The organism is Dysgonomonas sp. (assembly GCF_035323175.1).
GTDB lineage: Bacteria > Bacteroidota > Bacteroidia > Bacteroidales > Dysgonomonadaceae > Dysgonomonas.
Genome location: NZ_DAOKYH010000007.1, coordinates 160,639 through 174,862, shown reverse-complemented (window position 1 = coordinate 174,862; position 14,224 = coordinate 160,639). Strand labels below are relative to the sequence as shown.

The 14,224-nt window shown below is 40.5% G+C and carries 13 protein-coding genes; 12 read left to right on the top strand and 1 reads right to left on the bottom strand.

Annotated features, from left to right (window positions below):
- Positions 1-77: 77 nt before the first annotated feature.
- A complete protein-coding gene (locus tag PKC55_RS10625) occupies positions 78-485 on the bottom strand; it encodes a 3'-5' exonuclease family protein (RefSeq protein WP_324372965.1) in 408 nt (135 codons plus the stop codon).
- Positions 486-1,147: 662 nt separating this feature from the next.
- Between PKC55_RS10625 and PKC55_RS10620 the strand changes: the two genes are divergently transcribed.
- The 12 genes from PKC55_RS10620 to PKC55_RS10565 all read left to right on the top strand — a co-directional run bounded on the left by PKC55_RS10620 (position 1,148) and on the right by PKC55_RS10565 (position 14,168).
- The gene (locus tag PKC55_RS10620) at positions 1,148-2,284 is read left to right on the top strand and encodes an N-acetyltransferase (protein WP_291124544.1); all 1,137 of its coding nucleotides are present in this window, start codon (positions 1,148-1,150) and stop codon (positions 2,282-2,284) included.
- Between the two features lie 18 nt (positions 2,285-2,302).
- Positions 2,303-3,523 carry a beta-ketoacyl-[acyl-carrier-protein] synthase family protein gene (locus PKC55_RS10615; protein ID WP_291124546.1) on the top strand — a complete coding sequence of 407 codons (1,221 nt, stop codon included), beginning with the start codon at positions 2,303-2,305 and terminating at the stop codon, positions 3,521-3,523.
- 14 nt (positions 3,524-3,537) lie between these two features.
- Complete coding sequence (locus PKC55_RS10610) at positions 3,538-3,792, top strand: acyl carrier protein (RefSeq protein WP_291124548.1); 255 nt, start codon at positions 3,538-3,540, stop codon at positions 3,790-3,792.
- The gene (locus PKC55_RS10605; protein WP_291124550.1) at positions 3,782-4,204 is read left to right on the top strand and encodes a hotdog family protein; all 423 of its coding nucleotides are present in this window, start codon (positions 3,782-3,784) and stop codon (positions 4,202-4,204) included. The genes PKC55_RS10610 and PKC55_RS10605 overlap by 11 nt, the downstream gene beginning before the upstream one ends.
- 18 nt (positions 4,205-4,222) lie before the next feature.
- Positions 4,223-4,588 (top strand): ApeI family dehydratase, encoded by a 366-nt coding sequence (locus PKC55_RS10600; protein ID WP_291124552.1) that lies wholly within the window; start codon positions 4,223-4,225, stop codon positions 4,586-4,588.
- Positions 4,585-7,071, top strand: coding sequence for an MMPL family transporter (locus PKC55_RS10595; RefSeq protein WP_291124554.1), 2,487 nt, complete (start codon positions 4,585-4,587; stop codon positions 7,069-7,071). The genes PKC55_RS10600 and PKC55_RS10595 overlap by 4 nt, the downstream gene beginning before the upstream one ends.
- Positions 7,068-8,543: a phytoene desaturase family protein gene (locus PKC55_RS10590; protein ID WP_291124556.1), complete on the top strand. Its 1,476-nt coding sequence runs from the start codon at positions 7,068-7,070 to the stop codon at positions 8,541-8,543. Before PKC55_RS10595 ends, PKC55_RS10590 begins: the two co-directional genes overlap by 4 nt.
- Before the next feature lie 15 nt (positions 8,544-8,558).
- Positions 8,559-9,287, top strand: coding sequence for a flexirubin biosynthesis SDR family reductase FlxB (gene flxB / locus PKC55_RS10585; protein WP_291124558.1), 729 nt, complete (start codon positions 8,559-8,561; stop codon positions 9,285-9,287).
- A gap of 11 nt (positions 9,288-9,298) precedes the next feature.
- Entirely contained in the window at positions 9,299-9,928 is a 630-nt protein-coding gene (locus tag PKC55_RS10580) for an outer membrane lipoprotein carrier protein LolA (protein WP_291124560.1), read from the top strand.
- The gene (locus PKC55_RS10575) at positions 9,921-10,352 is read left to right on the top strand and encodes an acyl-CoA thioesterase (RefSeq protein WP_291124562.1); all 432 of its coding nucleotides are present in this window, start codon (positions 9,921-9,923) and stop codon (positions 10,350-10,352) included. The genes PKC55_RS10580 and PKC55_RS10575 overlap by 8 nt, the downstream gene beginning before the upstream one ends.
- A 133-nt stretch (positions 10,353-10,485) precedes the next feature.
- Complete coding sequence (locus PKC55_RS10570; RefSeq protein ID WP_291124564.1) at positions 10,486-11,466, top strand: CDP-alcohol phosphatidyltransferase family protein; 981 nt, start codon at positions 10,486-10,488, stop codon at positions 11,464-11,466.
- Between the two features lie 146 nt (positions 11,467-11,612).
- Entirely contained in the window at positions 11,613-14,168 is a 2,556-nt protein-coding gene (locus PKC55_RS10565) for a DUF5686 and carboxypeptidase-like regulatory domain-containing protein (RefSeq protein WP_291124566.1), read from the top strand.
- Positions 14,169-14,224: the final 56 nt, after the last annotated feature.

Below are 14,224 nucleotides of genomic sequence, written 5' to 3'. Positions count from 1 at the left end.
TTTTATAATCTATATTTTGTAATGCAATCTCCACACACGCTTCTGCATCAGCTAAGGCATGATGATGATTCCCTAAGTCATATCCAATATGTGTTTGCTATTGTATGTAACTGATGGTTAACTAAGTTAGGATATTCTTTTTTCTCAGTGTGATATGTGCAAAGAAAAATATAACTAGGGTATTGCATTCTATACAAATCATGAACGGCCTTTAGGCATCCCGTGTCACTGTTGTGAGCAACCAATGGAACTTCTATCTTAGCTATAATATCCTCCCATATTTCAGGAGATTCAGGTTCTTTTAATGTATCATAATAAGACAACCCATGAATACTTGTGGCCCATGAACAATAAAAATTAGGTTGTGGACGTATAAGGCAATGTCTTTTTTCAATGATTTCATTTACAATTACAATACCTAAACGACAAGCATCTAAACGATTGTAATTTGTTGTTTCAAAGTCAATGGATGCAAAGTTTCGCATTTTAAATTAGTGTCAATTTCCAAAACAAAGGATGTATTAGCAACCTGATGTTACGGGTAACAAATATACATAAATTATGAAGAAGCGAATGAGGTTCAAACTGTTGTTATTTGCTTCGACAAAAATAATCTGTCAGTATGCCAAATTGTTACCTATGTTATTTACATATCTCTCCCTCTTTTTTTCTTTTGGTTTGTAGACAGTTTTGCTTTTTGTCCTTATTTTACTGTTCCTGATTGCAATATTTCCTTTAATATACATTGCTTTAGTTCCATTTGCAGCTCATCGCGAAAACCAAATTAAAACCTGATTGTATGATTATTAACTCATATATTTCTCTTTAAGAAACCGTCAATTAGAGTGGATATAATAGAGAATAGCCAACTGACTATTTTCTGAAAATTATTTCAAACTAGCATTATCCAAGATAATAGGATCAATTCTTAAACAGTCGATTAATAAACTATTTAATCGAAACATTAACAATCTAAAAACTCGAATTGCTTAAATGTACCACGCGTAAAGGTTGCTGCAAAAGCACTCAAAAATGTTCCTATATTCTCCATTATTTATCCATATGTCTTCTATGGATCTTTTGGTTATTTATATCAAAAGAAACTTCAGTAACTTTGTTTTTATTAAGAGTTTGTTATGAATTTGTTATGAACAGTATTACGATAAAAGAGGTTAGGACAAAACAAGAAATAAACGATTTTGTGAAGTTTGTTGATTATTTATATACCGATTGCAGATATTATATCCCTGATTTAGAGTCAGATATTCGCGACGCACTTAACCCCGCTAAAAATACGGGATTAGAGTCTTCCGAAGTCCAAGCTTTCATTGCGTACAATGAAGAAGGAAAACCTGTGGGGCGAATAGCAGGTATTATCAACTACTGTGCCAACAAGAAATGGCAAACAAAAAATGTTCGATTTGGCTTCATAGACTTTATTGACGATATGGAAATCTCGGCAGCCTTGTTGAAAGCCGTAGAACAATGGGGAAAAGAACGTGGTATGGATCACATACAAGGCCCAATGGGTATTTTCGATTTTGATAAGGAAGGTATGCTTATTGAAGACTTTGACAAATTGGGGTCGATGATTACCATATACAATTATCCCTATTACCCTATACACATGGAGGCTTTGGGGTATGAAAAAGAGGTAGACTGGATACAAATCAATATTGAGATACCTAAAGAAGTACCTCCAAAATATAGCCGTGTAGCTAATCTGTCAAAGGAAATGTTCGGATTACATGTGAAGAAACTGACAAATACAGATATATTAAAACATGGATACGGAAAAAAATTATTCGACTTACTGAATATGGCTTATGCTCCTCTTTTTGGCTATACAGAACTATCAGATAAGCAAGCAAATATCTATATTGAACGATATTTACGACTGATAGACAAGAAGTTATTGCCTGTTGTAGAGAATGAAAAAGGTGAGGTAATAGGAGTAGCGGTAACAATGGGAAGTCTGTCACATGCCCTGCGTAAAACGAAAGGGAAACTTTTTCCTTTAGGATGGTATCATTTGATTCGTGCACTGAAATGGAAAAAGGACGAAAAGGTTGAACTGCTTCTGATAGCTGTGCATCCTGATTATCAAGGGCTCGGCGTGAATGCCTTAATTTTTGACGATCTTATACCTATTTATAACAAATATAATTTTAAATACGCTGAAACAGGCCCGCAGTTGGAAGACAATATCAGGGAACTGTCTCAATGGAAACCTCTAAACCCCACGTTGACAAAGAGAAGACGGTGCTATAAGAAAAAATTATAAACAAGAGAGATAAAATATATGGGAAGAAGAGTAGTGATAACAGGCATGGGGATATGGTCATGCCTAGGGAAGACGCTCGAAGATGTACGCGATTCGTTGTATAATGGAAAGAGCGGTATTATTTTCAGTCAGGAACGCAAAAATGCAGGATTTCGTTCCGCGTTATGCGCGAATATAGAACAACCTGATCTGAAACCTTTCATTCCACGTAATTTACGCCAGTTCATGCCGGAGGAAGCACAATATGCTTATATGGCCACATGCTCGGCTCTCGAAAACGCAAAACTGGATCAAGACTATATCGACAAACATGAAGTAGGTATTATTTACGGCAATGATTCCGTAGCCGAAGCTACTATGCATGCACTTGATAAGTTCCGGGAGTTTAATGACAGCTCTGCTTGCGGTAGTGGGGCTATTTTCCAATCGATGAACTCGACCGTAACAATGAATCTGTCCTGCCTGTTCAAACTGCGTGGCATCAATTTAACTGCCTCTGCCGCTTGTGCATCCGGTTCACAATCCATAGGACTGGCATATATGCTCATACATAATGGGTTGCAGGATTGCATTATAAGTGGTGGCGCTCAAGAAGCCAATTTGTACAGTGTAGCTTCGTTCGACGGAATTCAATCGTTCTCGATACGTGAAGATGAACCTGCAAAAGCCAGTCGTCCATTCGACAGTGACCGTGACGGCCTGGTACCCGGTGGTGGTGCCGCTACGATTATTATAGAAAGTTACGAGCATGCCGTGAAACGGGGGGCTCCGATACTTGCAGAAATCGTGGGCTGGGGATTTTCTGGAAACGGGGATCATATTTCCACTCCTAATATAGACGGCCCGGCACGTTCTTTAGAGTTGTGCCTCAGAAATGGGGGTATAGATCCACGTCATATAGGATATATCAATGCCCATGCAACATCGACACGCATCGGTGACAGCAGGGAAGCTCTAGCTATAGCCCGGATATTTGGCGATAACAAGGTTCCGGTAACATCCACCAAAAGCCAGACAGGGCATGAAATGTGGATGGCCGGGGCCAGCGAACTGATTTATTCGATATTAATGATGAAAAATAATTTTATAGCGGGAAATATCAACTTTGAAAATCCCGATGAAGATACAAGCCGCATCAATATTGTGCCGGAGACCCGCGAAGCGCATTTCGACATGTTCCTTTCCAATTCATTCGGTTTCGGTGGAACGAATTCGACCCTCATCATAAAAAACTTATAATAAATAAAAGTATTATGACACGTGAAAGCATTGTAAAACAAATAAACTCTATTCTGTCAGAAGAATTTGAAGTTGATCAAGAACTCTTTACGCCGGATGCAAATATAAGAGACACTCTCGCCTTGGATAGCCTTAGCCTTGTGGATCTTGTGGCCACTATCCAATATACCTACAAAATAAAAATTCCGGCAGTTGACTTGCCTACAATAAAGACGCTTGACAATCTCTATGACTATATAGAGTTACATCTCGTACAGAATGGACAGTAAAAAAATAAAAGATCTTATTCCGCAACGTGATCCTATTTTGATGGTCGACAATCTGATAGAAGTAAGCGGAGATACGGCAGTAACCAGTTTTGCTGTCAGATCCGACAATTATTTTCTTGACGAGGACGGACTGATGGTCGAATCAGGACTTATCGAGCATATAGCTCAGTCTGCTTCGGCATTTGCAGGATACAGAGCTGTAAGTTCGGGAGCTACTGCCCCACCTGTCGGGTATATAGGTGAAGTGAAAAAATTTCATTGCCACAAACTACCGCAGGTTGGAGATGAGCTGCTCACCACTGTCAGTATAGGCGCAGAAGTTGCAGGTGTGACGATCATTACCGGAGAAACCCGACTTCTGGGGAAAGTGGTGGCTGATACGCAAATGAAAATTTTTATCAAGCCCGATTAGTTAAATGATATGTCTGTTATGTTACTCGAAAATAAATATTATAAAATAGTCAATATACAAGGAGGAGGCTTGAATGCTGTTTACAGCATCGTTCTTTTGCCCGATTGCGATGTTTATCGGGGTCATTTTCCGGGCAATCCGGTGTGCCCCGGTGTCTGCAACATTGAATTGGTCAAAGAATGTACAATGTTGCTGACGGGTAAAAAGATGAAAATCGGCAGTATAAAACTATGTCGTTTCACGGCGGTAGCCTCACCCGTTATATGCCCCCAAGCGGATGTGACAATCAACGTCTCGCCTACGGACAGCGGATTCTCCGTCATTGCAACAATAGCCGATACCGAAAGGACATATATGGAATATAAGGGAGATATGATTATATGACAGAACTTTGCATAAAGATTTACCGTTTTTTTAGCAATCATCGTACAGTTTTTTGGTTGTCGTTGATTTTTTTATTTGCTTTTTGCGGATATTTTGCCTCAAAAATACATCTGGAAGAAGACATCAACAAGCTGATGCCCTCATCGAAGAATGAAGACGGCACTACCAAACTGGCTTTTGCCAATCTGCGCATTAAAGACAAAACTTTCCTCCTCTTCGAAGGATTGAATGGAGCCTCCGTAGAGCAGATCGTAAAAGCATGTGATGCCTTTATTGATTCGCTGGAATCTAAAAACGCATCCTTAGATTCGACCCGCCAGGTCATTGGAGACATTTTCTATAAATTACCCGACGACCTGATGCCGGATGTTATCGACTATTTGAGTTATCATCTACCCGCATATATCGACACCTGCGTTTACAGTCGCCTCGATACGATGCTGACTTATACTCATGTAAGCCGCCAAATGCAAATTAACCGTAACGATCTGTTGAGTCCGGTGGGAACAATGTACCCTGAGTTTATACAGATGGATCCTTTAGGATTGCGCAGTGTGCTTCAGGAACAAATGAAGCCTCTCACTTCCGGTACCACAGGTGGTTATAAAATTATTGATGATCATTTTTTTGTTCCCGACTCTACGGTATGTGTGGCATTCATCACCCCGATGTATTCTGCCACCAACACGGGACAGGGTTCGTCTCTGTTTCGTATGTTGAATGAGCAGATAGAACAATTCTCCGTCTCTAATCCCGATGTGAAGGTCAGTTACCACGGTACACCTGCCAGCGGATTCTACAACGCATGGCGAATAAAAGCAGATTTGAAAGAGACTATTATAGGTTCGCTAATACTGGTTCTTTTATTTATTTACATTTGCTTCGGCAATAAAAAAACCATACCCCTGCTATTGCTTCCGGTAGTTTTCGGTACCCTCTTCGGGCTTGCCGTAATGTATTTCATCAAAGGTCAGTTCTCGCTATTGGCTCTGGGTATCGGGGCAATCGTATTAGGAGTGGCATTCAGCTATGTGCTGCACATTATTACGCATTACAAATATGTTAACGATGTAGAACAGGTGTTGCGCGATCAGGTCAAGCCCATTTGTATGGGTTGTCTTACTACTATTGCCTCTTTCATGGGGCTTATATTCATTCAAACGGAACTGTTGCAGGATTTCGGCCTTTTTGCCGCTTTAGCCATTGTAGGTACTATAGCTTTCAGCCTTATTTTTCTGCCGCAACTCCTTAAATCGAAGAACAACAGATACAATCGCCGGGCTTTTGCGATCATCGACCGCATCAATGCTTATCCCTTTGACCGAAATAGGCCGCTGATACTCGCGATACTTGTTATTGCAGTAGTGTGCATCGGTTTTTACATTGCCGGGGGCATTCAGTTTGATGCAGACATGCACAATCTGGGCTATAAAGCCGAAAGTACTACCTATTCGGAAAACCTGCTGCGTGCCAAGACTTACACAGGTGACAAACAGAAATATTTTGCAAGTTCGGGTACGACAATGGAGGAAGCGATTGCGAATTTTAATGTTTTGTCCAACAAGCTGGACTCGCTGCAAGGGATTGGGCTTGTGAAAAGTTATACGCATACAAACCTTATATTTGTGCCTTTACGGGTTCAACAGCAGCGCATCGACGCATGGAAAAACTTTTGGACTGACGAACGTTTGCAACTTGCACGCGATCTGGTTGACAAGACGGCTCCTGCAGCCGGGCTCCGAGCCGAAGCATTTGCCCCTTTCTTCGATTTTGCAACTGCTGATTACGAACCCGATGCCTTATACGAAGCGGGCATTATTCCGGAAGGTTACCAATCTACATTGATGGAAGAATCTTATAACGGCGAGTATATGTGCTTTACTTCTGTCAGATGCAAAAACGATTCTGTCCATAGCAAAGACAGCGACTATAACCGCATCTGCGATGCTGTAGTTTCTTCGCCCAACCTACTTGTATTAGACACCTATTATTATACCACGGACACTCTGACCCGCCTGAATGAAGATTTCAATATACTGCAATGGGTATCGATGCTCTTGGTATTTATCGTACTCTTTTTCAGTTTCAACTGTAACATTAAATATGCTTTGCTCGGCTTTATGCCTATCCTGCTAAGTTGGCTGATTGTGTTGGGTTCGATGGTGATTTTCGATATCCGGTTCAATATTATCAATATTATCATCTCAACATTTATTTTCGGCATAGGCGTTGACTACAGCATTTTTGTGATGAACGGCCTTATCGAAGGAAAGACAAACTCGCGTCTGTTGGGTTATCACAAAACGGCCATATTCTTCAATGCTGTTATCCTGATTGTTACCGTAAGTTCCATGTTATTTGCCGAGCATCCGGCTATCAAGTCGGTAGGATTCTCCTCCCTTGTGGGGCTGACTGCGGCAGTGGTAATATCATATGTCCTGCAACCGGCTGTTTTCAGGATGATTAATAAGAAAAAAGAATGAAATACGATGTCGTTATCATAGGTAGTGGATTGGGTGGATTGGAGTGCGCGCATATCCTTTCCCGAGCCGGGTTGCATGTTCTCTTGCTCGAAAGGGGGACACAAGCCGGCGGCTGCCTTCAGAGCTACAAACGGCAAGGACTGTCTTTCGATACGGGTTTTCATTACGTAGGAGGTCTTGATGAAGGTCAGCCGTTACATTCAGCGTTCAAATGTTTGGGACTTTTATCCCTTCCGTGGCATCGGCTCGATACTTGTTTTGATCAGGTAACAATAGAAAACCGCACCTTTGCTTTTGCCCAGGGATACGATACTTTTGTCGAAACATTAGCAGCAGATTTTCCTGCCGAACGCCATGCTCTGATTAAGTATGCTGCTTTGTTGAGACAATCAGGTGAACGGGAACTTGATGCCCTGAATCCCCGGAATGATAACTTATCAACGCTTTTCTCGTTTTTTGAAAAAAGCGCCTATCAATACCTGACGGAGACATTCCAAGATCCGTTGCTGATAAATGTTCTCAGCGGTACATCCCTAAAAATGGAACTTCGGAAAGAGTCACTTCCCTTGTTTACTTTCGCCCACGTCAACGGCAGTTTCATTGAGAGCAGTTGGCGGTTAAAAGGTGACGGTTCGTTGATAGTAAACTCACTGGTTGAGGATATACGCAGGCATGGAGGTGAAATTATCTGTAATGCCGAAGTTCGGGAATTGGTGGAAAAAGACAAAAAAATAACATCTGCCGTATGTTCGAACGGTGAAACCTACGAAGGAAATATCTTCATCAGCGACATTCATCCTGCTACCACCTGCAGCTTGGTGAAGCAGAGCAGTACAATGAAGAAAGCGTACTGTAAGCGCATCACCGGTTTAGAGAATACCTTCGGGATGTTTACCGTATCGCTCCGCATCAGGCCGCAAACACTCAGGTATTTCAACTGGAATCAATATATCTACAAATGCCGGGATGTATGGTCGTTTTACCGGGCGGGTAATTCCGTGAACGGAGTATTGGTCAGTTGCCGCATACCGGAAGACAATAGCGGGTATGTACAACAAGTAGATTTACTTACCCCGATGACATGGAATGAATGCGAACAATGGAGCGATACCAAAGTGGGTAATCGAAGTTCTGAATATAAGGATATGAAACAGCGTGTTGCGGACGAATGTATTGCTTTGGCCGAACGTTCTATTCCGGGACTTCGTGATATGATTACCGGATGCTACACCAGTACGCCACTCACCTATCGGAATTACACCCATACACCCGAAGGTTCGGCTTACGGTTTGCGTAAAGATTTCAATAACCCTATGACAACAGTGCTCTCGCCGCGTACGCCTATTCCCAACCTGTTGCTTACAGGACAAAATCTTATGCTGCATGGGCTACATGGGGTGACGATGACTGCATTCTTCACATGTTCGGAGATACTTGGAAAGGAGCAAATATGGAATATAATAAAGAATTAAAAAAAGAATATTACAATGAAATATGCATTAGTAACCGGAGGCAGTAGAGGCATTGGTCGTGCAGTCTGTGTCAAATTGGCTCAAATGGGCTACCATGTCATTATCAACTACGTAAGCAATACGGCAGAAGCTGAAACGACTCTTGAACAAGTGCAGCATGCCGGCGGGAATGGCGAATTGCTGATGTTTGACGTGAGCGACTTTCGGCAAACCAAAGAGGCTGTCGAATCATGGGAGGCAACTCATTCCGATGAATACATCGAAGTGCTGGTGAACAATGCAGGCATACGCAGAGACAACGTCATGGCGTTCATGCCGCAAGAAGATTGGAAGCGGGTGATCGACATTTCGCTCGACGGGTTCTACAACGTAACGCATCATCTGCTTCAACCCATGTTGGTTCGTAAGTTTGGGCGTATTATCAATATGACAAGTGTAAGCGGAATGAAAGGAATGCCCGGGCAGACTAACTATTCCGCAGCTAAAGGGGGGCTTATCGCAGCCACCAAATCATTGGCTCTGGAGGTTGCACGCAAGAATGTAACTGTAAATGCTGTAGCACCCGGATTTATCAAGACCGATATGGTAGAAGGGCTTGATGAAGAAGCATTGAAAAAGAACATCCCTGCTCTACGTTTCGGCATCCCCGAAGAGGTAGCCGAATTGGTCGGCTTTCTGGCTTCATCCAATGCCGGTTATATTACGGGCAATGTAATTTCAATTAATGGAGGACTTTATACATAAAATAAACAGATATGAAAAAAACATTTATTCTATTTATTGTTGCTATCATTTTGTGTGGCAGCATGTTTGCCCAAGAAATTGACACATGGAAAAACGTCAGATTATATAAGGGTGCAAATACTATGACGGCAATTGTTACCCGAATCAGGCATAGTGCCGCAGTGGCCGATGATGTTACAACTAAAGGGAACTTCTATTATAAGAAACCTGACAGGATGTGCATGACATTCAATGACGGAAAAGATATGCTGTTGATGGATGGAGCTGTTTTCACCATGATAAATAATGGGAAGAAAAGTGTTGCCAAAGGATCTACCCACAAGCAGTTCGAATCGCTGCGAGCTATTGTTCATCAGCTTACTTCAAATGAAAGTAACGGTATCGACATTGGAGAACTTGCCGATGTGAAGATGACAAAGCAGACCAATATGTGTGTGCTGACTATCACTCCTGTTGCCGAAGACGCTAAGGCTAAACGCAAGATGATGTTTTCATCGTTTGTGCTGACTATCGACACTCAATCCACCGAATTGAAAAGTCTGCGCATGAATGAAAAGGGCGATAATTATACTTTATATAAATTCTCCGGCTATGTACTTAATGCCGCAGTCAAAGACGATATATTCAATACTGATGAATGAGCTTGAGGATATCTGCTATGTACAGGTAAGGTTTAGCGAGATCGACTCGATGCGAAGGGTATGGCATGGATCGTATATCGCTTTTTTCGAAGATGGGCGTGAATCATTCGGACGGCATTATCCCGGTATAGGATATGCCGATATGCAACAATCCTGTATTTATGCGCCCATGTACGACTTTCACATCAAATATTTTGCACCTCTTGCCATGAACGATATTGCTGTAATACATACATATTATGTCTATAAACCGGGGGCACGGCTCGACTTCAGTTACAAGGTCTTTCGCAAATGTGATAATGTGTTGTGCGCCACCGGAAATACTACTCAATTATTCATCGACCATGAAGGTAAACTGATGGTAGACAAACCCGATTATTACCAAGAGTGGCAAAACAGATTTTTAGGCTGGGGTGAAGAATGAAGAACAGGAATAATAAGGAAAGGCGATATATGCAAAAATAAATAAGCAGCATATTCTTTACTATTGATAGCACGACTATCATTAAGATGTTTTGAATTTTAGCTGTAAACCATCATTTAAATGAAAGAAATTTATGAAAGAAGAAGTCAAATCCACTTACAAGTCAAATGATACCGAAGAATGGCTCGATACCGTTTGGACACGTCCTATTGGTTATTGGTGGGCACTTTTTTTTAAACGTTTGGATATACATCCCAATACGGTAACCATTCTTTCAATTATTCTCGGTGCAGGATCTTCATTTTTCTTTGCACATGGCTCTTACCGGACAGAAGGTATGAACGGATTGTTGTGTAACATAATAGCCATATTATTGCTGTCTTGGGCAAACTTCTATGATAGTGCTGACGGGCAACTAGCTCGCATGACTGCAAAAAAAAGCAAACTCGGACGGATTCTTGATGGAGCTGCCGGTGAGATCTGGTTCGTTTGTATCTATCTTGGACTCGTCTATAGGTTTTATATCCATCATGATTTTGAATTTCAACTTCTCGGTATTGAAAATAATCAACAGAATACGATAATTGTTACATTAATATTTTTTTTATTAGCATTGTACTCAGGGTTTGGTTGTCACAGCAGCCAGAGCAGACTCGCTGATTACTATAGACAAATTCATCTTTTTTTACTAAAAGGTAAAGTCGGTAGTGAACTGGACAACTCTTTGCAACAACAGAAAATATATGATGAAATACCTTGGAAAGGAAATTTCTTTTTGAAATTATTTTTGAAGACTTATGTGGGCTACACAAGAAAGCAAGAGGCAAAGACACCCAATTTTCAGTTGCTGATGAAGAACCTATATGGAAAATATGGCACTATGGAGAATATTCCACAATCCTTCTGTGACAAATTCCGAGTGCTCTCTCTGCCCATGATGAAATGGACAAATATTCTCACATTTAATACCCGGGCTATTGCCCTTTACATTGCTTGTCTGATTGATTTGCCCTGGCTCTATTTTTTCTTCGAAATTGTCATAATGAACATTATTTATCAACACATGCGTTCTAGTCATGAGAAATTCTGTGAAGAACTATGTGCCCAATTATAATAAATCCTGTATATATTTTGCGTCTTCCTTATCTGTCATTTATTGGCTACAGAGGCTATTATTTGTGAGTTTTAGGATATTATAATATAAAATACTGTTATACTTTTAATAAGCGATAGTTAAAAAATAGAGAATAAGAATTTGTAATGGGAAAAAAGATTGTTTTTTTACTGGCATCTATGCTCTTTACATGGACGGCAAATGCTCAGAATAGGGTAATAACAGGCGTTGTGACCGACTCGATTACAGGAGAAAGGCTACCTTATATTTCTCTTATATTCAAAGGGACAGCCATAGGAACTGTTACTGACTTGGATGGAAAATTTTCATTATCGGCTCCGGATACACTCAAAATTATGGAAGTATCGAGTATAGGGTATGACAGCAGGAAAATAGAAGTTGCCAAAGGGAAAACAACCAATCTGAAAATACAGTTGGCTCCAAACGATATTATATTGGATGAAGTGGTTGTAAAACCAAAGAAAGAAAAATACAGTAAAAAAGATAATCCGGCCGTAGAATTAGTTAAAAAGATAATTGCTTTACGGAAGAACAACGAACCTCATGATCATGATTATTATCGGTATGATAGATACGAAAAAATAATATTTGCAATGAATGATTATGAACCAAAACCTTCAAAAAATGACAAGCCCGGAAAATTTGATTTTTTAGCTGATTTTGTTGACACACTTGATATCGGTACAGTTATTCTGCCTATTTCAGAAAAAGAAAAGATAGAGACGGTCTATTACCGCAAGAAACCGGAATCGGAAAAACGTGTAGTGAAGGGAAGTAAATCCTCTGGCGTAGATGATGCGTTCTCTCGCGACGGTGTTCAACAATTTCTAAACGAGGTATTTCGGGAAATCGATATCTTTAAGGATGACATACCTTTATTCCTACAAAGGTTCGTGAGCCCACTTTCCTCTATTGGACCTAACTATTACAAATATTATATACTCGACACACTGGATGTAAATGACCAGAAATGCGTGGATCTGGGTTTTGTACCCTTCAACTCGGAGACATTCGGGTTTACCGGACATTTGTATGTCACATTAGATTCCACTTATTTTATACAGAAAGTAATTCTTAATGTTCCTAAAAATATCAATCTGAACCTCGTTTCTCAAATGACAGTCGAGCAACAGTTCAAGCGTATGCCCGACAGTACACGTATTATAATGAAAGACGACATCAGTGTAAATTTCAAATTGACAGAAAGGTCCAAAGGACTGTATGCAAGGCGTCTGAATATATACAGTAACCACTCATTTGAAGAACCGGATGCCGAACAGATTCAAGTTTTCAAAGAGAATGCACCTGTTATCACACTAAAAGAAGCCTACGGCCAACCTGATATTTTTTGGACAAGTAATCGACCAGAAGAGGCTGTTCGGGATAATCCGAATTCTGTAAAGGAATTGATGGTGAAACTGCGCTCTGTCCCGATTTTTTATATAACGGAAAAAATCGTATCGACTCTTGTATCGGGCTATATACCTACGAATGATGATCCGTCGAAAAACAAATTTGAGCTTGGCCCGATGAATACTACAATCAGTGGTAGCTCTATCGAAGGTGCCCGTCTGCGTGTAGGCGGAGCCACAACACCCTCTTTGAGCAAAAATTGGTCTTTTGATGGCTACATGGCGTACGGAACGAAAGATGGAAAGCTGAAATATAGTGCTCTTGCTGAGTATTCGTTCAATGACCTCAAAGAATTCCGCAAAGAATTTCCGATGAATTCAATCCGTTTTGAATATATGTACGATATCAACAAACTCGGACAGCAGTATATGTACACCAACAAAGACAATTTCCTTCTGTCGATAAGACGCAAAAATGATACGCAAGCCACTTATTTACGAAAATTCGAACTGACTTATTCACGTGAGTATTATAGTGGACTGTCATATAATGTCTTTCTTCGAAATAGTCGTGAATATGCTACAAAATATACAGTTTTTGACCGTATCAATGCGGACGGAACAATAAGCAGACTTGATCATCACGACATGTCTGAATTGGAGCTAAATTTCCGCTATGGAAAAAATGAAAAGTTTTATCAGACACGCAACACACGTATTCCGATTACATATGATGCTTTAATTTTCAATCTCAGCCATGTGATGGCAAAAAAGGGATTTTTAGGTTCGTCCTATAATTATCATCGTACGGACATTGGCGTTCAAAAACGTATTTGGTTCTCTGCTTTCGGTTACGTTGACATCATTACCAAGGCAGGAAAAGTTTGGACGAAAGTTCCATATCCGTTGCTAATCCTGCCTAATGCAAACCTGACTTACACGATTCAGCCGGAAGCTTATACAAACATGAATGCATTGGAATTTATTAATGACGAATATGCTTCTTGGGATTTAACGTACTATATGAACGGAAACCTCCTCAATAGGATACCTTATATCAAGAAGCTGAAACTGAGGGAGGTATTCTGCTTTCGTGGTTTGTGGGGACATCTGACAGACAAGAACAATCCGGCAAACGGTGGAAACGGACTATATCTTTTTCCCGTCCATTCCTATACAATGGGAAATACTCCTTATATGGAAGCGAGTGTAGGTGTCGAAAATATTTTTAAATTCCTTCGGGTTGATTATGTTTGGCGTTTAAACTATCTTGATAATCAGGATATTCAAAAAAGTGGTATTCGTTGTACTATGCGATTCTCATTCTAATTAAAGAGAAAATACACATAAGCCGATCAGAGAAATACAAATATTACTCATCAGAA

Excerpts from the sequence above, each read along its gene's own strand:
- flxB (WP_291124558.1), top strand. The coding sequence starts at position 8,559 with ATGAAATATGCATTAGTAACCGGAGGCAGTAGAGGCATTGGTCGTGCA.
- PKC55_RS10605 (WP_291124550.1), top strand. The coding sequence starts at position 3,782 with ATGGACAGTAAAAAAATAAAAGATCTTATTCCGCAACGTGATCCTATT.
- PKC55_RS10565 (WP_291124566.1), top strand. The coding sequence starts at position 11,613 with ATGGGAAAAAAGATTGTTTTTTTACTGGCATCTATGCTCTTTACATGG.
- PKC55_RS10600 (WP_291124552.1), top strand. The coding sequence starts at position 4,223 with ATGTTACTCGAAAATAAATATTATAAAATAGTCAATATACAAGGAGGA.
- PKC55_RS10615 (WP_291124546.1), top strand. The coding sequence starts at position 2,303 with ATGGGAAGAAGAGTAGTGATAACAGGCATGGGGATATGGTCATGCCTA.
- PKC55_RS10590 (WP_291124556.1), top strand. The coding sequence starts at position 7,068 with ATGAAATACGATGTCGTTATCATAGGTAGTGGATTGGGTGGATTGGAG.
- PKC55_RS10610 (WP_291124548.1), top strand. The coding sequence starts at position 3,538 with ATGACACGTGAAAGCATTGTAAAACAAATAAACTCTATTCTGTCAGAA.
- PKC55_RS10620 (WP_291124544.1), top strand. The coding sequence starts at position 1,148 with ATGAACAGTATTACGATAAAAGAGGTTAGGACAAAACAAGAAATAAAC.
- PKC55_RS10580 (WP_291124560.1), top strand. The coding sequence starts at position 9,299 with ATGAAAAAAACATTTATTCTATTTATTGTTGCTATCATTTTGTGTGGC.
- PKC55_RS10595 (WP_291124554.1), top strand. The coding sequence starts at position 4,585 with ATGACAGAACTTTGCATAAAGATTTACCGTTTTTTTAGCAATCATCGT.
- PKC55_RS10570 (WP_291124564.1), top strand. The coding sequence starts at position 10,486 with ATGAAAGAAGAAGTCAAATCCACTTACAAGTCAAATGATACCGAAGAA.
- PKC55_RS10575 (WP_291124562.1), top strand. The coding sequence starts at position 9,921 with ATGAATGAGCTTGAGGATATCTGCTATGTACAGGTAAGGTTTAGCGAG.
- PKC55_RS10625 (WP_324372965.1), bottom strand. The coding sequence starts at position 485 with ATGCGAAACTTTGCATCCATTGACTTTGAAACAACAAATTACAATCGT.